The 20,262-nt window shown below is 60.8% G+C and carries 10 protein-coding genes and 1 pseudogene; 9 read left to right on the top strand and 2 right to left on the bottom strand.

Annotation, left to right across the window (positions count from 1 at the left end; translation table 11 throughout):
- Positions 1-118: 118 nt before the first annotated feature.
- Entirely contained in the window at positions 119-1,174 is a 1,056-nt protein-coding gene (locus tag OW493_RS03150; protein ID WP_289863211.1) for a LacI family DNA-binding transcriptional regulator, read from the top strand.
- Positions 1,175-1,254: 80 nt separating this feature from the next.
- A complete protein-coding gene (locus OW493_RS03145; protein ID WP_084208943.1) occupies positions 1,255-2,247 on the top strand; it encodes a nucleoid-associated protein in 993 nt (330 codons plus the stop codon).
- 190 nt (positions 2,248-2,437) lie between these two features.
- Here OW493_RS03145 and OW493_RS03140 read toward each other — a convergent pair whose 3' ends face one another.
- Complete coding sequence (locus OW493_RS03140; protein ID WP_289863210.1) at positions 2,438-3,772, bottom strand: aspartate aminotransferase family protein; 1,335 nt, start codon at positions 3,770-3,772, stop codon at positions 2,438-2,440.
- Positions 3,772-4,845 carry a phosphotransferase gene (locus OW493_RS03135; RefSeq protein ID WP_289863209.1) on the bottom strand — a complete coding sequence of 358 codons (1,074 nt, stop codon included), beginning with the start codon at positions 4,843-4,845 and terminating at the stop codon, positions 3,772-3,774. The genes OW493_RS03140 and OW493_RS03135 overlap by 1 nt, the downstream gene beginning before the upstream one ends.
- A 291-nt stretch (positions 4,846-5,136) precedes the next feature.
- On the opposite strand from OW493_RS03135, the gene OW493_RS03130 reads away from it, so the two are divergent.
- From OW493_RS03130 to OW493_RS03100, 7 genes and pseudogenes are all read left to right on the top strand, one after another.
- Complete coding sequence (locus OW493_RS03130; RefSeq protein WP_289863208.1) at positions 5,137-6,135, top strand: helix-turn-helix domain-containing protein; 999 nt, start codon at positions 5,137-5,139, stop codon at positions 6,133-6,135.
- A 170-nt stretch (positions 6,136-6,305) separates the two neighbouring features.
- Entirely contained in the window at positions 6,306-7,064 is a 759-nt protein-coding gene (locus tag OW493_RS03125) for a Crp/Fnr family transcriptional regulator (protein ID WP_289863207.1), read from the top strand.
- Between the two features lie 168 nt (positions 7,065-7,232).
- Positions 7,233-15,821, top strand: coding sequence for a glucoamylase family protein (locus OW493_RS03120; protein ID WP_289863206.1), 8,589 nt, complete (start codon positions 7,233-7,235; stop codon positions 15,819-15,821).
- Between the two features lie 45 nt (positions 15,822-15,866).
- Positions 15,867-16,226 (top strand): hypothetical protein, encoded by a 360-nt coding sequence (locus OW493_RS03115; protein ID WP_084208949.1) that lies wholly within the window; start codon positions 15,867-15,869, stop codon positions 16,224-16,226.
- A 164-nt stretch (positions 16,227-16,390) separates the two neighbouring features.
- Positions 16,391-17,048 (top strand): annotated as a pseudogene (locus OW493_RS17200) (FAD-dependent oxidoreductase).
- A gap of 862 nt (positions 17,049-17,910) precedes the next feature.
- Positions 17,911-18,456: a hypothetical protein gene (locus OW493_RS03105; protein WP_289863204.1), complete on the top strand. Its 546-nt coding sequence runs from the start codon at positions 17,911-17,913 to the stop codon at positions 18,454-18,456.
- Complete coding sequence (locus OW493_RS03100; protein WP_289863203.1) at positions 18,453-20,018, top strand: DEAD/DEAH box helicase family protein; 1,566 nt, start codon at positions 18,453-18,455, stop codon at positions 20,016-20,018. Before OW493_RS03105 ends, OW493_RS03100 begins: the two co-directional genes overlap by 4 nt.
- Positions 20,019-20,262: the final 244 nt, after the last annotated feature.

The following is a 20,262-nucleotide window of genomic DNA, read 5'->3' as shown; positions in this document are numbered from 1 at the left end:
GCAGGCCAGCCCCTGCTGTGGCTTCAATCTCATACGCTGGACTAGGCATTCATCAGACTGACCGATATCCTGAATTTCTCTTGACCGAATCAGTCTTTACTCCAGGAACCCGACGCCTGTGTCATCGCCTCGCCGCATCACTCTCAAGGAGCTAGCCGCAGAACTGGGCGTCTCCACCGCCAGTGTCTCCAACGCCTTCAACCGCCCCGACCAGCTCTCGCCTGCATTGCGCGAGCGGATTCTCGAGGAGGCCAAACGGCTGGGCTATCGTGGTCCGGACGCCAAGGCGCGAAGCCTGCGTACGGGGCGCTCACGGATCATCGCCGTGGTACTCGCAGAGACACTGACCTACAGCCTCAAGGATGCGGTCGCCAGCGAGCTGTTGTCGGGCATCGCCGAAGTGCTGGACGCCCACGGCCATACTCTGCTGCTGCTCTCGGGACGCCAGGATGCCTCTCAGGTGCCGGGGTCTTCCAGCATTGCCGATGGCTTCATCGTCTACGGGCTGATGGCCAGCATGGCGCTGGTGGAAGAACTCCAGAGCGCGGGTCACAAGCCCATCGTGGCGGTCGACTTCGATCTGGGCGATCACCCCGCCATCCACGTGGATGATGAGCCCGCCTGCTACGCCATCGCGCAACATGCCCTGAAGACACCCGCCAGTCGCATCGGCATCGTCAACCTGCGCCTGACCGAAACAGCCTGCAACGGCCGCATCACCGAGGCCCACGCGCTGCTCCCGGCGGGTCGAACCATCACCCGCTCGCGACTGGCGGGCTTTCATCGTGCGCTGGCTGAGCGGGATATCTCCCCCGATTCTGTGACGATGTGGAACATCGAGGAAAACACCTACGAGGTCTGCGCGCCGGTGCTGGCAGAGATTCTGGATCTTCCGCCCAGTGAACGGCCAGACCTCCTGCTGTGCATGTCCGACCGCATCGCGTTGACCGCCGTGACTCTGGCCGAACAACGCGGCATCCGGATTCCCGAAGACCTGCGTATCACCGGCTTTGATGGTATCGAGGAAGGGCAATATCGCTCACCTCGCCTGACCACGGTCCAGCAGGACAGTACCGAGAAAGGCCGCCTTGCCGCGCGAATGATTCTGGGGCTGGAACCCGCCTCGCCTCGCCTGCTCACTACCCAGCTGATCCAGGGTGAAACCTGTCCGTGAAGAGACCTCGCGGAGAGTGACGCTATGGGACTTGGCAGGTATTATCCCCAGCCCGTTCATCGCAGCCGAGGGAGGTTCCCATGCCGATCCTGCACAGCATCATTCACCGTATCGACAAGGGCAACAGCGAGACGCCGGCCCAGCTGGTGCCTGCCGCCACCACCCTGGCGGCATCCGATGCACTGGAGGATCTGGTGTCCGGGCTCAATGATGCCTACCACGGCAAGGCCAAGAACTGGGGCCGTTTCAATGAAGACGCGCCTGCTGCCTTCCCCACGGAACTGGCGGCCTTCCTCGCAGGTGATAGCGATTTCGCGAGCCTGACCCAGACGCTTGCCAGTCGTCTCATGCCGCTGATCGATGACAACCTCCCGACAGGCGGCCATCTGCTGGTGGTGGATCACCAACAGGGCGAGACGCGTCATCTGTTCATGGCGTTGCTGCACCATCGTGATGGCTTCGCGATCGACGAGACCCTTGCGGTGACGCCTGCCCGCCAGCTCAACCTGACCCAGATGTCATTGGCCGCGCGACTGGATATCAGTCAATGGCAAGGCAGCTCGACCTCTCACCCCTATCTGTCCTGGGCACGTGATCGCGGACGCACCAAGCTCGCCGAGGCCTTCGCCGAAACGCTGGGCGCGCAGGAGCAGCGGGATGCCGGCCAGGAAACCCGCACCCTGCTCAAGGCCTTCAGTGACTATGTCGAGAAGGAAGACATGGCCGAGGAAGCCAGCCGGCAGAAGACCGACACCCTGGTCGATTACGCCACCGACCAGGCCAAGCTCGGCGAGCCGATCACGCTGGACCAGCTGTCTGAGCTGATCGATGAAGAGCACCCGCAGGCCTTCTACGACCACATTCGCAACAGCGACTATGGGCTGTCACCGGAAATCCCGCCGGACAAGAAGACGCTCAACCAGTTCAAGCGTTTCACCGGGCGCGCCGCGGGCGTCTCGATCAGCTTTGACTCGCACCTGCTGGGCGACTCAGTGGAATACGATGAGGCCAGCGATCGTCTGATCATCAAACAGGTCCCGACCGGCCTGCGCGATCAGCTCAAGCAGCGCTGACGTTCTTCCCCTCCACTTCGCGCCAGACATGACAAGGCCCCACGGAATCCTCCAGTGGGGCCTTGTCGTCAGTGACGGAAGCTATCACGTCCGGGCGGGGCTATATTCGCGCCCATCGTCTCGTTCCTGCCTACAGCGCCGTGCCACTCGGACTCGAACTGACATCAGCTACCCTGTCGCGCTGTCTGGCTCATTTCGCCGTTGCCTTCAGGGATTGCTCGAACCTGTCCAGGAAGAGGTCGGCTTCCGAGCGCTCGATGCACAGTGGCGGGCGAATCTTCAAGGTACTGCCGGACTTGCCGGCCCCGCCGATCAACACGCCATTGCGCTTGAGGTCGTTGATCAACGCCGTGGTGCGCTGGGCGTCCGGCGCTCCGTCACGCGTCGGGTCACAGAGATCCAGCCCCAGGAACAGCCCGGCGCCTCGCACATCGCTCACCTCCTCGAAACGTGCCTGGATGTCCTGCAGCTGTCGCTTGAAGTACTCGCCTTGACGTGTGGCATTGGCCATCAGGTCTTCCTCGGCGATCACGTCCAGCACCGCCGTGCCCGCCGCCACGGCCACCGGTGAGCCGCCGAAGGTATTGAAGTAGCCCACATCGGTATTCAGGACCGCCAGCAACTCCTCGCGTGCCGCCAGCCCGGACATCGGGAAGCCGTTGCCCATCGGTTTGCCCATGGTCACCACATCCGGCGTCACGCCGTGGCGCGAGAAGCCCCACATCCCCTGCCCCGTGCGCCCGAAGCCGGGCTGGACCTCATCTGAGATGAACAGGCCGCCCCGGGACTGCAGGAGTTCGACCGCGGGCTTCAGGAAACCTGCGGGGTCGGCATAGATGCCATCGCTCGAGAAGATGGAGTCGACCAGCAGCGCCGCGCATCCATGACCACGGGCCTCCAGCTGTTCGATGCCGTACCGCACCTGCTCGGTGAACCAGGCGGCCGGATCTGCCTGCTCACTCATCCGGGAGATCGGCAGGATATGCACGTGATCCGGTGGCGTTCCCTGCTTGTAGGAAGACGGTGAGACTTCCGTCACGGCGGCCGTGTTGCCGTGGTAGGCCGCCTCGGTGACGATGATCCCCTGCCGGCCCGTCCAGCCACGCGCCAGCCTCAGCGCCATGTCGTTGCTTTCACTGCCGGTACACATCATCACCAGTCGATTGAGCGCGCCCGGCAGGGTGTCCAGCAGGCGCTCGGCATAGCGATGGATGCCTTCGTGCAGATAGCGGTTGTGCACGTTGAGGGTCCCCATCTGTTCGGCGACCGCCTGGACCACGCGAGGATGGCAGTGGCCGATGGACGGCACATTGTTGTAGACATCCAGGTAGCGCTTGCCTTGATCATCGAACAACCAGACCCGTTCCCCTCGTACGATGTGCAGCGGCTCCTCATAGAAGAGCATGGACGTCGGCCCTACCGTTTCCAGCCGCTTGCGCACCAGTGCGCCGATTCGCGCATCTGCCTTGTCGATGTGCGCCATGCTGAAGGCGTTCTGATCCAGAATCCCGCGTACCTTTTCCATCACGCCATCCTCACCTTGTCATTGATTGTCCGATCTGTACCTGTCCGAACAGTACTCGTCCGATCAACATCCGCCTGATCGTCGTGTTCCTGCATGCCCGGTGTCTGCACGCCCAGTGTCTGCACGACACCTTGCTGGCCCTCTCGTGACTGGCCCCCTCGTTGCTGAACATAGCGCCGCGCCATGATGGCCGTATCCCGGCTGAAACCATCACTCAATGTCTTGCCTTCCTTGCTTTCCTGATGCGTGGCCAGCCAGGCACACAGCAGAATGCGACGCAGCATGATGAAGGTATCCAGCATTGCCTCATCTGCCGACGAGAACTCGGCCACCGAGCGGTACCCCTTGATCCAGGCATCGCGCAGCTGCGGGACGCACGGATCCGTCTCGTGGAAGCTGATCGCCGCAGCGAAGTCATAGGCATACCAGCAGAAGCCGCAGTCATCGAAGTCGATGATCGCCATGCTGTCCCGTGACACCAGCAGGTTGGTCAAGCGCAGGTCGGCATGGACCAGACCGAACTGCTGTGGCGCCGTGCCATACAGGGCAATCTCCGACTTGAGATAGGGGATGGCAGCATTGATGGCCTGGGCCTCTTCCACCGTCATGCCCGGCGCATTTCGCCAATCGCCCCAGAGCCCACGGGGCGAGATCATGCTCTCCAGGTCCCAACGCTTGCGCACGAAGCCTTCGGGGGGCTGCCAGCGACGGCTGTGTTCGTGCAGCGTGGCATTCATCGCGCCCAGCCGTTCAAACCACTGCGGCAAGTCATCGCCGATATCCGGCTCACTGCCGACCACATGCTCGAAGGCCACCACGTGCAGGGATTGCCCGCCGGCGGAGATGCTCAACACAGGGCTGCCTGTCGTGGTCATGACCGGGGCCGGCGTATTGATCCGTGCCGTCGTGCGCAGATCATCGATCCAGGCCAGCTCGGACTCGATCTCCTCCCGGCAGTGATAGTCCGGGCGGTGAACCCGAATGATGATCCTGCGTCCCGCCTCGTCATCCTCGGCCAGAAAGGTCGCGTTCTCTGACATGGTCAGCAGCGAGATCCGCGAGGTTTCCGCCATGTGCCATTTTTCCAGGCAAGTAACCAACTCGTGTCTTGTTTGATTTATCAGAGTTTCCGTATACATCTCACCACCTCGCTGACATGGGGAGACCGGGGATCTTGCGGTCTCGGTGTCACACTTCGTCTGCGGCCAGAAGCCAGTGGCCAATCTCACGACCCACGATCTGGCTCACGGCATGACTCTGTGCGCGAAAGTTGCATGACTCAGACTAACGACAGCGCGAGGTGATGCGTTATCAGCATCCGGCAAAGCTGAAAACACCAACAAGAACAATGAGTTGATTGATCAATGCACGAAGATGTATCACGAACGGACGACAGTGATGCCACCTGGCAGCACGGGATTTTCGAGCATGCACCAGGCAAGTGCACACGGGAGGCATGGGACGTCAATGAACAGGCGCATAACCTGACCGACTGGTCGCAACACTACGATCAGTACGGTCAGGGCGCCTTCTACGGACGTATCGATGAACTCCATCTGCCGGGAATGCAGGTATTCAAGGAATACACCAGCCAGGCATTGGATCAGCAATGTCATGTCTGGCCGGATTCGCTGTGGATCGGTATTCCCGCCGAGCGACAGCCCTGCCGGATCAATGGCTACGCGCTTGAGAAAGGCGACATCATGTGTCAGCCGGGTGGGCAGGATTTCGCGCTGACCACGCCGGACACTTTCGCGATCCACTGTCTCGTGCTGCGGCGTGACTGGCTGCTCACGGTGGTGGGGGAATCGGCGCTGACACTGCTGGAGAGTGACCCGCAACACACGATGCGCCTCGGGGTATCGCAGAAGACTCGCCGAGCGGTCACCTTTCTGATGGAAAGACTGCTCAAGCGGCAGCGTCAGGGGTTCGAAGTTCAGGTGCATCAGGGCATCCTGTCACTGGCCGTGACCGCCATCCTCGAGGAAAGGATACCCCTCACCGACCGCTATCCCAGCTACCACCACCGACGACAGGTCGTAGAGCGGGTGCGAGAGCATGTGAACGGCGCAGCGCCTGCCCCGATCAGCATCGACATGCTCTGCGGCATCGCTCATGTCAGCCAGCGAACGCTGCACAACAGTTTCACCAGCATTCTCGGTATCAGCCCGATGCAGTTCATCCGCCTGAATCGCCTCAACCAGGTGCGGCGACGGCTGTGTGAACCTCAGGCAACGAGTACGATAGGACAGATCGCCAGCGACTGGGGCTTCTATCATCTGGGCCAGTTCGCGCAGGACTATCGCCGCCTGTTTGGCGAGAGCCCCTCGCACACCCTGTCGCGTCATCGACGCAAGAGGTAGGCAGCAACGGGCGATCGCAGCAGAAGACATCAGCAGAAGACAGCAGCACAAGGTAGCCGAAGAAGGAGGCTGCCATAGGTGACAGACGCGGGTGGCACAGGGAGACGTGCCCTGCCCATCCCCCAACACCTGCCCACATCAGGGACAGGTTTCCTCGGGGAGGAAAATGCATGACGGATCAGTTGTCGCATGAACAGAATCATCTGCTAGCGGGATTGTCCGCCGAGACGACCCAACGCCTGGCAGCGCATCTGGAGCCGATCCATCTGTCGCTTGGCCAGGTGCTGTATACCGCAGGGAGTGCCTTGAGCCACGTGTACTTCCCGATTGATACCATCGTGTCACTGCTTTACGTGACCGAGAATGGCGCATCCGCCGAGATCGCAGTCGTCGGCAACGAAGGCCTGGTGGGAATTGCGGTGTTCATGGGCGGCGAAAGCACTACCAGCCGTGCCATCGTGCAAAGCGCAGGCAAGGCGCTGCGACTGCCGGTGCATCACCTGAAGGCGGAATTCAACCGGCATGGAGAAATGCTTCACCTCCTGCTGCGCTACACGCAATCCCTCATCACCCAGATGTCCCAGACGGCCGTCTGCAACCGACACCATTCGATCGATCAACAGCTGTGTCGCTGGTTATTGCTGTCGCTGGACCGTCTGCCAGGCGATCAGCTGGACATGACGCAGGAATTGATCGCCAACATGCTCGGGGTGCGCCGTGAGGGGGTCACGGAAGCCGCAGGAAAACTGCACAGGCAAGGTGTCATCGAATACCACCGAGGGCATATCACGGTACTCGACCGCCCCAGGCTGGAGCAGCTCTGCTGCGAGTGCTACGCGGTGGTAAAGAAGGAAAGTGATCGTCTGATGCCCTATTCCATGACACTGCCGATGACAGACTCTTCAGGAGACGACACCCCTTCCCTGTGAGCACTGCGCTCTCATGCAACGGCTGGCCGAGACCGAGACCGGAACCGGGCCCGGGCCCGGGGTTGTGTGCGCTAGCGAACCGACGAAAGCACAAGGCTATCGCATACTGTCTGGTGATGGATTTCGGCGCGCCCTACCGGGACTCGCGCATCGACCAGGACAGCGCTCGTGACCCTTCTTTCAGGCAGGATATTCCGCGCTTATCCCCCGACATCCCCCTGGCATGACACTGCTCCGGTGCGAGGCGAGCTGTTCAGCATCGAGCGTCTTGAACAGCACGCCTCAAGCCTTGCGCTGGCACAGAACGTGACGGAACCCCCCTCTCGCGTCCTGCCACTGTCGAGACGCCTTGAAGACAACGCCAAGGTACTGTTGAAAGCGTATCGCGCCAGTGCAAAGGAAGTAGCGGAAGACCGCGATATCGTCCCTGCCGCCACCTGGCTACTCGACAATTATCATCTGATCGAGGCGCAGGTACGTGAGATCCGCGATGACCTGCCACCCGGCTATTATCGCCAGCTGCCCAAGCTGGCCGAGGGCCCTTTCACGGGATACCCCCGTGTCTTCGGGATTGCCTGGGCCTTTGTGGTCCACACTGACAGCCATCTCGACCTCGACACACTTCATGGCTTCATCCAGGCCTACCAGCGTGTTCAACCCCTGACGATCGGTGAGCTATGGGCGGTGGCCATCACGCTGCGCATCGTACTGATCGAGAACCTTCGCCGGCTTGCCGAGCAGATCGTCAATGAACAGACGGCACGCAATGACGCCGACACCCTGGCAAGTCAGTGGTTGATTCCCGAAAGCCAGCATCACACCCTGGACCCCACCACCCTGCCTCAGGGCAAGACACCGCTGACGGCACCTTTCGTCGCCCAGCTGGCCAAGCGCTTGCGCGGTATCGATACGCGCACTCATCCCATGATGAGCTGGCTGGAGCGTCGAGTCCGTCTGCAGGGCTCCTCCATCGATGAGCTGGTACAACGGGCTCAGCAGCGTCAGGGCGCCGCCAACGTCACCGTCCGCAATATCATTACCAGCATGCACTTCGTCTCGAGCATTGACTGGGCCGATGTCTTTGAAAGCCTCAGCCTGGTCAATGCTCGCCTCATGGACGCTCCGCGTTTCTCCACGCTCGACTTCCCGACCCGCAACAGCTATCGAAGTGCCATCGAGCAATTGGCACGTGGCTCTGAGCACAGTGAGCTTCACATCACCCAATGCGCGCTGGTGGCGGCTCGCGAGGCGGCAAGCGCCACCGAGGATGCCAATGAGTCAGCGCGACGAGGTGACCCGGGGTATGTACTGATCGCGGCGGGACGCAAGGCATTTGAAGACACCCTCGGATATCGACGTACAGGGCGCCAACACCTTCGCCACTGGTGCATCGCAGGAGGCATCAGTGGCTATGTCGGCCTGATCGTCCTGACCACCACGGCGCTGCTGTGGATGGCCTTGCAGGGCATCGCGTCACTGTCCTCGGAGGCATTCAGCGCTGGATGGATGTGGCTGCTCGGCCTGCTGGGGCTGCTGCCTGCCACTGAGCTTGCGACCTTGCTGGTCAGTCGTCTCATCATCTTCTGTGTCGGACCGCAGCCATTGCCCAGTCTCGACCTGTCCGAGGGCGTACCACCTGACTTGCGCACCCTGATCGCCGTGCCGACCCTGCTGACCCGTGAGGCTGATCTCCAGGAGCAGATAGAGCGCCTGGAAGTGCACTATCTGGCCAGCGGTGGAGGCTCGATCTTCTATGCCCTGTTGACCGATGGCGTGGATGCGGCGCATGACGTCATGCCAGAAGACACTCGACTGCTATCGTTCGCCAACGCGGCCATTGCGGACCTGAATCTGCGCCATGGCGACAATGAGGGATTTCCCCGCTTTCTCGTCTTGCATCGTCGCCGGGTCTTCAACGACAGCGAACACTGCTGGATGGGGTGGGAGCGCAAGCGCGGCAAGCTACATGAGCTCAATCGCCTGCTGCGCGGTGCAGACGACACCACCTTCCTGCCCACTGAACGCATACCGGCCGGGGTACGCTATGTGATCACGCTGGATGCGGACACTCGCCTCCCTCGCGGGGCCGCAAGCAAGCTGATCGCCAAGATGGCGCATCCTCTGAATCATCCCCGGTTCGACAAGCACCGCCAATGCATCGTGGAGGGGTATGGCATCCTTCAGCCCCGTGTCACGCCGTCCCTGCCGATGGGCAGACAGGGCTCCCTCTTCCAGCGCCTGTTCTCGGCACCCGGCGGGGTAGACCCTTATGCGGCCGCCACCTCGGATCTTTATCAGGATCTGTTGGGCGAGGGGTCCTTCGCCGGCAAGGGTATCTATCAGATCGATGCGTTCGAGGCAGCCCTCAAGGGGCGCGTCCCGAACAACCGCGTGCTCAGTCATGATCTGTTTGAAGGGGTCTTCGCGCGCGCCGGTCTTGCGTCAGATATCGAGGTCATCGAGGACTTCCCGTGCCGCTATGAGGTCTCGGCCAAGCGCACCCACCGCTGGACCCGTGGTGACTGGCAGCTGCTGCCATGGATCGTGTCACGCAAGATGCCATGGACCGGACGACTGAAGCTCATGGACAACCTGCGGCGCTCACTGCTGGCGCCGCTACTGCTGTCGTTTCTGGTCGTCAGTTGGGGATTGCCTCTCTCCGCCGCTCTGCTGGGCACGCTGTGTGTGATGATCGTGATCGCCGCCCCGCCGCTGATCCCTCTCGTGCTGTCGCTTGTGCCAATGCGCTCCGGCATCAATCTGCGGCACTATTTCCAGCAATGGGGCAATGACCTGACGCTTGCCGCCTCCCAGACACTGCTGTGGATTGCCTTCCTGCCAGACCAGGCCTGGCGAATGCTGGATGCCATCGGGCGCACCTTGCTGCGTCTGACGATCACTCGCCGCCACCTTCTCGAGTGGACCACCGCAGCTCAGACTTCCGGGCAGCCGCGACTGTCACTGGGTGGCGCTTATCGCAGCATGGCACCTGGGACATTGCTTGCGCTGTGCGCCGCTGCCGGTGTACTCAGCCAGTCCCTAGAGACCTGGCCGGTGGTGGTGATGTTCGCCGCCTTGTGGCTCGCCGCCCCGGCGATAGCGCAATGGGTCAGCGGCTCAAGAAGTCTTGCCCCGCAGGCCGCCTTGTCCTTTGAGGAAAACCGCGAGCTACGCTTGATCGCTCGCCGAACCTGGCGCTTCTTTGAAACCTTCGTCACCGCGCGCGACAACTGGCTTCCGCCGGACAATTTCCAGGAAACGCCTCAGCCCGTCATCGCGCACCGCACCTCGCCTACCAACATGGGCCTGTATCTCATCTCCATTCTGGCCGCCCGGGATTTCGGCTGGCTGGGGGCCAACAAGAGTGCGGAACGCCTGGACACCTCGTTGAAGGTGATGCAGTCGCTGGCAAAGCATCGCGGACACCTCTTCAACTGGTATGACACTCGAGATCTCAGGCCGCTGGACCCGAAATATGTCTCATCGGTCGATAGCGGCAATCTGGCCGGACATCTGCTGGTCGTCGCCAATGCCTGCGACGTCTGGGCGAAGACCTTGCCATCGGAGAATCTTCACCAGGGCATCATGGACCACTTGAGTCTGGTACATGAATGCCTCGCACAGGCCCCCTCGGCCCATGCTCAGCAGATGACGCGCCTGCGCCCCGGCATCGCCGCGATGGAAGCCCACTTGCAGGCGACCTCCTCCGAAGGATTCATGGAACAGCTGCCCGCCTTGCATCCTCTTGCGGATCACGCCACCCACCTGGCTCATGAGGTGCTGCGACACGTCCACGCCCCCTGGGCCGAGGACCTGCTGTACTGGATCGGTGCCATGCGCACCTCGATTGCCGAACATTGCCATGATGCAAGAATGATCCACCATCCCGACCCTCGTGAACGCCTGATGGCACGTTTCCACGAGATTGCCTCCACTGCCAGACACATGGCGCTGGAGATGGATTTCACGTTCCTGCTCGCACCGGAACGTCAGTTGCTGTCAATCGGATACTCGGTAGAGGGCAACATCCTCGACACCAGCTGCTACGACCTGCTCGCGTCTGAAGCCCGTCTCGCCAGTCTGTTCGTGATCGCCAAGGGGGATGCCCCGACACGTCACTGGTTCCGCCTCGGGCGCACGGCCACTCCGCTGGAAAATGGCTCGGCACTGATCTCCTGGTCGGGTTCGATGTTCGAATATCTGATGCCGTCGCTGGTGATGCGCGCGCCGGCAGGCAGCCTTCTGGAACAGAGCAACCGTCTGGCCGTCGCCAGACAGGTCGCCTATGCCAGCGCATTGAAGGTGCCATGGGGGATTTCCGAATCGGCGTACAACGTACGCGATGGCCACTTCACCTATCAGTACACCAACTTCGGCGTCCCGGGCCTGGGGCTGAAACGGGGGCTGTCCGCCAATCTGGTCATCGCGCCCTATGCCACTGCCCTCGCCGCGATGGTGGACCCTGTCGGGGCATACCGGAACTTCCTGTCGCTGCAGGAAATGGGCGCCCAGGGACGACACGGGTTCTATGAGGCGCTCGATTTCACTCTCACCCACGTCTCCGCAGGCGAGCGCTTCGCGATCATTCGCAGTTACATGGCCCACCATCAAGGCATGACGATCGTCGCCATTGCCAACGCGCTTCACGACGGGAACATGCGCGAACGCTTCCATCGAGAACCGATCATCCAGGCCTGCGAATTGCTGCTGCAGGAGCGTGTCCCGCGCGACATGTCGATCACCCACCCTCGCGCCGAGGAGGTCGCGTCGGCCCCGAACGAGACGCTGGGTGAAAGCCGTGCCATCCGTCATGTCACACAACGTCTGGTGGGCGCGCATCTCACCCACCTCCTCTCCAATGGGCGCTATTGCATCATGCTGACGGCCAGCGGAGCGGGCTATAGCCGCTGGCAGCATATCGCCATCAGTCGCTGGCTGGAGGATGCCACCTGCGATCATCTGGGCAGTTTCGTCTTCCTGCGCGACCGCAAGACGAAAGCCCTCTGGACGGCTAGTGACTCACTGCCGGACAAGGCAAATGAGGAGGCGCTCGCCCCGGCAGATCACGAAGCCACCTTTGCCGAGGATTACGTTCGCTATACCCATCGCCAGGACAGCCTGACCACGCATCTGGATATCCTCGTTTCTGGCGAGGATGACAGCGAAGTCCGGCGCATCTCGCTCATCAACAGCGGGCGAACGGCCCGCGAGATTGACGTAACCTCCTATGCGGAGCTGGTCCTGACGGCGCCCGCGACCGAGAACGCCCATCCGGCGTTTGCCAAGTTGTTCGTGGTTACCGAGTACCTGGAAGAATACGCGGCGCTGGTCGCGACACGTCGCCGTCGCAGTCCGGATGATGATGAAATCTGGGCGGCGCACTTCGCGGTCGTGGAAGGCGAGACCCTCAGCGACCTCCAGTACGAGACGGACCGGGCGCATTTCATCGGCAGGGGTCGCACGGTACGCACAGCGACCGCTCTGCAGGCCGAGCACCCCCTGACCAACACCACGGGCACCGTGCTGGACCCGGTATTCTCCCTGCGACATTGTCTGAAGGTCCCGCCGGGCAAGATCACCCGGATCGCGTTCTGGACGGTGGTCGCGGACACCCGTGAGGCCTTGCTGGATCTCATCGACAAGCACCATGACCGCAGTGCCTATGAACGAGCCAAGACACTGGCTTGGACCCAGGCTCAGGTTCAGCTCCATCACCTGGGCATCACGCCGGAAGAAGCGACGGACTTCCAGCGCCTGACCGCGCCGATCCTGTATGCCGACGCGCGCTTCAGGGCCTCACGAGACACCATGGCCCGCGGAGCAGGGCCACAATCCGCACTCTGGCCATTGGCCATTTCCGGAGACCTGCCAATCGTGCTGGTGCGCATCGATGCCATCGACGACATGGCACAGGTGCGTCAGCTGCTGCGCGCTCATGAGTACTGGCGAATGAAGCGTCTCGGGGTCGATCTGGTGATCGTCAATGAGCGTGCCTCTTCCTACGTCCAGGATCTCCAGCAAGCGATCGAGGCGGCCGTCAACAGTAGCCAGACACGCCCGCGCATCCATGAAGGGCACGATCAAGGCTCCGTCATCGTCCTGCGTGCGGACCTGATGAACCTTGCCTCCCGCCTGTTGCTGCAATCCGTGGCCAGAGTGATGCTGCTGGCTCAGCGTGGGCCGCTCGCCGATCAACTGGCCTTGATACCGCCGATACAGCTTCCCGCGCCCGTCCCGGCATCCCCCGAGGTGGCCACGCCTCCCACCGCGCAGCACACCGCCACCCGACAGGACGAGTCCGCAGCGCTTGAGTACTTCAATGGCCTGGGCGGCTTCGACAAGCACGGCAAGGAATACGTGACGATTCTGGAGCAGGGATGCACCACACCCGCTCCGTGGCTCAACGTCATCGCCAATGAAGGCTTCGGTTTTCAGGTATCGGCAGAAGGGGCGGGCTACACATGGGCGGACAACAGCCGCGAGAACCCCCTCACGCCCTGGTCCAATGACCCCGTGATGAATCCTTGCGGTGATGCCATCTATCTACGCGATGAAGACAGCCTGGCGGTGTGGACGGCAACGGCCTCGCCGATCAACGACAACGGACGTTACGTCGCGCGCCACGGGTTTGGTCATAGCCGCTTCGAACACGAAGCACAGGGTATTGCCCTGGACCTGATACATTTCGTCCCGCTGAACGACCCCGTCCGCATCTCGCGCATGACACTGGAGAACCGCTCTGATCGGCCGCGCAGACTCTCTGTCACCGCCTATGCCGAATGGGCACTGGGACTCGCCCGCGGCACATCCGCTCCCTTCGTCGTCTCGTGCAAGGATGATGACACTGGCGCACTGCTAACCAGCAATCCCTGGAGCATGAACTTTGCCGGACGCATCGCCTTCGCTGACCTCTGTGGCCTGCAGACGTCATTCACGACAGACCGCTGCGAGTTCCTGGGGCATGGGGGGCACCACGCCGCTCCCGCCGCTCTCACCGGGAACACTCCCCTGTCCGGTGCCATCGGGGCTGGCTGGGATCCCTGTGCGGCACTCCAGTGCCTGATCGAACTGGCCCCCGGAGAAAGTGTCGAGATCGTCTCGTTGCTGGGGCAGAGTCATTCACGTGAAGACGCCAGGCACCTCATACATCAGTATCGACAGGCTGATCTTGATGCCGAGCTCGCCGCCGTCACCGCGTATTGGCAGGATCGACTGGAAGCCGTGCAGGTCTCCACCCCGGATCGCGCCATGGACATCATGCTCAACGGCTGGTTGCTCTATCAGACCCTGGCCTGCCGGATCATGGCTCGCTCTGCCTTCTATCAGGCCAGTGGCGCCTATGGGTTCCGTGATCAGCTGCAGGATGGCATGGCGCTGTCCTTCGCCAGTCCAGACACCACACGCCATCACCTGCTGCGGGCCGCATCACGCCAGTTCGTGCAGGGTGATGTGCAGCACTGGTGGTTGCCGCATTCAGGTCAGGGCGTCCGCACCCGCATATCCGACGACCGCGTATGGCTGGCGCATGCCTGCGCCCAGTATGTCCTGACATCAGGGGATATCGAGGTGCTGGATGAGTCCGTCAATTTCCTGGAAGGCCCCCTGCTGGGCAGTGATGAACACGACGCCTTCTTCCAGCCCATGATCGCGGATACGGCGGCGACGCTGTATGAACACTGTGCGCGTGGCCTTGATCAATGCCTGACACTGACGGGGGAGCACGGCCTGCCATTGATCGGCGGCGGGGACTGGAACGATGGCATGAATCGAGTGGGAGAAGCCGGCAAGGGAGAAAGCGTCTGGCTGGGATGGTTGCTGATTCGCACCCTGGACCTCTTCGCCCCTCATGCGGAACGCCGTGAGGGGGAAGCGAGTCGAGCGGCACGCTGGCGTGCCCATGCCGTCTCGGTGCGTGAGGCCATCGAACAGCATGCCTGGGACGGAGCATGGTACCGGCGCGCGACCTACGACGACGGAAGCTGGCTTGGCACTCGGGAGAGTGAGGAGTGTCGTATCGACTCGATAGCCCAGTCCTGGGCAGTCCTGTCCGGGGCCGCTGACCCACGCCATGCCCTGCAGGCCATGCAATCACTGGATGAAGAGCTGATTCGCCACGACCCCGGGTTGGCACTGCTGTTCTGGCCGCCCTTCGATCATCCCGAGCGAGATCCGGGATACATCAGCGGATACCCCCCTGGACTGCGGGAAAACGGCAGCCAGTACAGCCACGCCTCGATGTGGGCCATTCTGGCCTATGCACAGCTGGGACAGGGCGATAACGCCGTTCGGTTGTTCTCGCTGCTCAACCCCATCAATCATGCGCTGTCTCGACAGGACACGGCGCGTTACAAGGTAGAACCCTACGTCGTGGCTGCCGATGTGTATTCCATCGCCCCCCATGAGGGTCGTGGCGGCTGGACCTGGTATACGGGATCCGCTGGCTGGATGTATCGGGCGGGACTGGAAGGCATCCTGGGCATCCGTCGCGAAGGGGACGTGCTGATCATTGCCCCGAACCTGCCTGCCAGCTGGCCGGGATTCACGGCCACCATCAGCATGCTATCGACTCATTACACCGTGGAAATCAAGCACTCCACTCTGGAAGACCTCACCCTGACAGAGGCACACCTCAATGGGGACACCACCCTGTGTGAAGCAGGCGAAGTCCACTTGCCGCTGGATGGCGGACATCACCACCTGAAGCTGATGATACCGGCCCGCCCTTCCCCCGACATGCTAAAGGAACCAGTGTCATGAGCCTTCATCACCTCGAATCGATGCACATCTCCCGGGAGGGACACCATGAAGTACTTTCTTGATTTCCTGTTATCGGGCGGCACTGTCTATCAGAACCTCATGAAGTATGTTCCCGAAGGCAGCCCCCCCTACTCACACTGGTTCCCCATCGCGAGCACGCAGGATATCCCTCACGATGGCGCGACCCTTCGACTGCCCATCTCGCTTCTGCTTGAGGGAGAACTCAAGCAAGTCATCATTGAAGGTGCCATGAAGAAAAGCATAAGGAGTTACGTCGATGCCGAAAGTGGGGTCTGCGAAGTGAGCTGCCACGTCAGCGTCGACCGATTGCTGCACAAGGATGGCCGTGAAATCGCCGCACTCTCGAAAGACTTCGGCACCATTCCCCTGTCGGCGACAAGCTGAGCCTCACCTTGTGTGCGGGTGCAATCCGGCCCTCTCGAAATCTGCTTGAGCGGGATGACGCCCAGCATCTTACCGGCGGAACCGAAACGCTGATCTAGCAGCTGCGTCGCGATATTCACGCGGACAAGGTACTGACTGGACAGGTCGTCCGTCATCTCGAGCGCTTGCCAGACAGGATTGCGCTGAGCGTCGAGGATGGCAGCGGGCAACGCATGAGCTGTGAGGTGGAGCAGGTCTTGTTGGCTGTTCCGTCACGTCAGGCACTCCAGCATATCCAATTCACGCCGGCACTCCCGAGCGCCTTGACGGCACAGTGGCAGCAAAACGCGACCTGGATGGCACTCCATGCCAAGAATACCGCCATCTACGATCGTCCTTTCTGGCGCGAGGCCGGCTTGTCCAGCACCGCACGCAGCGCGCGTGGCCCAATGGTGGAGATTCACGATGCCAGTCCAATCGAAGGCCTCGGTGCACTCTTCGGATTCGTGGGGGGTACCAGCTGGTCAACGATGTCAGATCATGCCGGACGCATTACGTCAGCACTGCCGCGCACATCTGGGTCGCTTATTCGGCCCTCAGGCGGCCAGCCCCCAAAGCGATGTTCTCAAGGATTGGGCAACCTCACCGTTCATCGCGAGCCCGGCAGACCTGGAAGGCGTGGCATCCCATGTCTCGATCTCGCCACCGGAAGCGAATGAAGGTCCTTTGCATCAACACCTGTTCGTCATTGCCAGTGAATGGTTGCCACAATTTCCAAGCCATGTCGCGAAGGCCATTGATGCCGCACGCCGTGGTGTCGAACAGATATCGACTGCCCACTAGCGAAAATTTCGCTGTCTGGATAGTCGATATCACTCTCCTCGCTAGACTGCCCTCCCCAAAGTGGCACCGCTGTATTATGGCTCGAGGCCACGATATGAAGCTTTTAGAGCTCGCATGACGGATGCGTGCTTTTCTTCCCCAGTTTCCATATGGCGCATAAATGCCCCCTCAATAGCCCATGGTCTTTACCCAGACAACACTAATAAATGATGGCAACGAAACATCTCCACAAATGATATTTACCTAACCCCGGCCATCTGCTAGATTTGGATTATCGAGGCAAAATCCTCGGTCGGGTTTGGCGACTCGAATACCTCTAGGCGCATCAGCGCCCCAGACCATGATAGGCGCTTTTTTTGTGCCTGCCATGCGTTATGGCGGTCGTGCGTGGGAGACCCTCGGGTCTGCCGGTTTCCTAGAGTGCCGGTTCGCCAACCTGCGTACGGCCGCCCCCATCACTGTTTGGCGACAGCGGGAGCGGCTCCTCAACTCTAGGAGCTTCAACCATGGTCATTCAGACTACGGCATCTCCGCGTAGCCCCGATCTGCCCACCCCCTATGGCGGCTATCCCGATCCCCCTTCCCAAGACTGTCGCGCACGCGTTGTTGACGACTGCAGTGAGGTGCTGTCATGACCTCAAATTCTTCTCACACCATACCAACACCTTCATCTACTCCTCATGTGCCCTCTGTTACGGGCAAGACAATAGCCGGGTCTACCAAGACGCCTGAGACTTCGGTGTCATACGACTCATCATCTACCATCACCTCAGAGAACCAACGTCACTCTCCTCCCCCTCACACCTCAAGCACTCCCACATTCCAAGACTCCTCGACTGCGGCAGCTTATCGGCGAGGACAGTTGATCAAACAGCACTTCCAGCAGTGGCTGAAAGCACTGAAGGATAAGCCGACCCATTTCACAAAAGTCAGCTGCCGCAACGAGCTGATGAAACATCCAGAGTTGGCGGGCTATAAACCCATTATTGTCCTGCAGCGTGTCGGTGACCTGATCGATCGCCTGGTCATTGATGGTCACGTTGTGCAATCCGACACCATCGGCAAGCGTCGCCGCGTCTATCAACTCATCGATAGCACTTCGGAGCGCTCACCGGATATCCCACTGCCGAGCAATCGTCAGGATCTTCCCACGTCGAAAACCGACAGCACATCGCATCTACCGCTCGATGAAGCACTGCAGGAACAACGTCGAGCCTTGAAAAAATCCATGCGGGCCGCGAAGGCGGAAGCCGAGCACCTCTATCAGCTGGCAAAGGACTATCCGGAGGCGAAACCAGACATCGCTTTGCTTCAGGAAGATGCGATTCAGCGCGCTTGCGAACTCCAGGGACAACTGGCCGCCGTGCTGGCGCTCTCTGCAAAACGCCATGCTGGAGGTGCCTCATGACGCCGCGTCAGATCAATCGATTACTGCCCTCTCTGACAAGCCCGACACTCAGAGCCTGGCAAGCGCGTTGTATTGAGACAGCGCTTCAACGCCTTTCGGATCAGCAGCCCCATTTCCTGTGCCAGGCCACCCCGGGTGCGGGCAAGATGCTGATGGCAGCCGTCCTGACTGAGGAACTGATTCTCAACGGGAGCATTGATCACGTCATCTATCTGGGCCCCACCTCCGCCGTGGTAGAGCGTGCGCGTGAGACGTTTTCGCAGATTCTGGGGCGCCCCATGCAGGGCAGGCTGGGGGATGTCGGTATCGCGCTGACCTATCAAGCGCTTAGCTTCCGCCTGGAGGAACTCAAGCAACTCTGTCGCCAAGGACGTGTCCTGCTGGTCTGGGACGAAAGCCACCATGCCGCCGGCGCGACAGCATGCGCCGCAAAAAACGCCTACACCAACTCGGCACCCACTGGCGCCAATCAGTGGGGATTGGCGCTCTTGGCATTGGAGCGCGATGTTCGCTTTACGCTCGCCTTGTCAGGCACTCCTTGGCGCACTGATGGCAGCTGTCTTCCCATGCTGCGTTATCTGGCGCCGAGTCATGAAGTCGCCACGACATCCGAGCAAGCGGTGCCAACACTGACATCGGCTGACAGTGACCGCCTCGCGCTGATCCCAGACTTCACTTATACCCTGCGTGATGCCATCCAGGATGATGTCTGCCGTACTCCCCAGATATACCTGATAGATAACGACGACATACGTCTGGTGGCAGAACAGCAGGCGCAGCGTGAGACACTGTATTACCAAAGCATCCCGGCCTTGTTACGTCATCCCGGGGTGCATTACGCCGCCTTGCTGCGTCACCCGGGGCCTCAGCAGCATTTGCTGGACATCAGCTGCCAACGCTTGCGACAGCTTCAGGAGAAAGACCCGACCGCCGCAGGATTGGTGGTGGCATCCAATATTTCTCATGCAGAAGACATCGCCGATTGTCTGAAACAGATGGGTCAGACGGTGTGCCTAGTAACCAGCCAGACGGAAGGAGCGCACGCACGACTTGAGGCGTTTCGCTACGGCCATACCTCGTGGGTTGTCTCTGTCAACATGGTCAGTGAAGGGATCGACATTCCCCGCCTGCAAGTATGTTGCTACCTCAGCCACGTCAGAACCGAGCAGTATTTTCGCCAGGTACTGGGCCGAATCATTCGGCGTCGACATGCACAGGATGATGCGTGCTATTTCTATGCGCTCAACGAAAGCACGTTACGGCACTACGCCTACCGGCTGTTTGACGACTTGCCCGACGAGCATGCTGCGATCCAACTGGATCCCTTCTCTTACCCGACAGTACCCGCCCCAAACGTCTATCCAGCCAATGATTCGATAGGCTCCAACGATCCTGGCACAAGCGGAGAACTCCCCACGATTGACATGCATGGCGCGCTACATGCTCAGGCCCCCATGAGTGAGTGCGTGAGCCTGTCAGAGGGAATACGAGAGATAACTCTCGATCTGGCAAATGATGTGGCGTTCTCCAACGCCTTCTTGGCGCGCCTGGTATCGCTCTGACCACAGGCAGCGATTCGGCTGCACCGCCTGCACGACTAGGCAGATGATTTCACTTTTCTTCAACCCCACCCCAGAGATAACACTCACATATCATGCACTTGCTAGTGGTATCCCTCCAATAACCCTAAGCATGCGTGACTCTCGACTTTCCATGCCTTCTGAGGCATGCATTTCGGGTTGGCTGATTTACTAAGGGTGATAGCGTGAAATTGGTTGGCCGCCTCACAAGCGCATGTCGGCCATC

Source organism: Cobetia sp. 14N.309.X.WAT.E.A4 (genome assembly GCF_030397495.1).
GTDB lineage: Bacteria > Pseudomonadota > Gammaproteobacteria > Pseudomonadales > Halomonadaceae > Cobetia > Cobetia marina.
This window is presented reverse-complemented; position numbering and strand designations above follow the sequence as displayed.

Excerpts from the sequence above, each read along its gene's own strand:
- OW493_RS03145 (WP_084208943.1), top strand. The coding sequence starts at position 1,255 with ATGCCGATCCTGCACAGCATCATTCACCGTATCGACAAGGGCAACAGC.
- OW493_RS03140 (WP_289863210.1), bottom strand. The coding sequence starts at position 3,772 with ATGGAAAAGGTACGCGGGATTCTGGATCAGAACGCCTTCAGCATGGCG.
- OW493_RS03135 (WP_289863209.1), bottom strand. The coding sequence starts at position 4,845 with ATGGCGGAAACCTCGCGGATCTCGCTGCTGACCATGTCAGAGAACGCG.
- OW493_RS03130 (WP_289863208.1), top strand. The coding sequence starts at position 5,137 with ATGCACGAAGATGTATCACGAACGGACGACAGTGATGCCACCTGGCAG.
- OW493_RS03125 (WP_289863207.1), top strand. The coding sequence starts at position 6,306 with ATGACGGATCAGTTGTCGCATGAACAGAATCATCTGCTAGCGGGATTG.
- OW493_RS03115 (WP_084208949.1), top strand. The coding sequence starts at position 15,867 with ATGAAGTACTTTCTTGATTTCCTGTTATCGGGCGGCACTGTCTATCAG.
- OW493_RS03100 (WP_289863203.1), top strand. The coding sequence starts at position 18,453 with ATGACGCCGCGTCAGATCAATCGATTACTGCCCTCTCTGACAAGCCCG.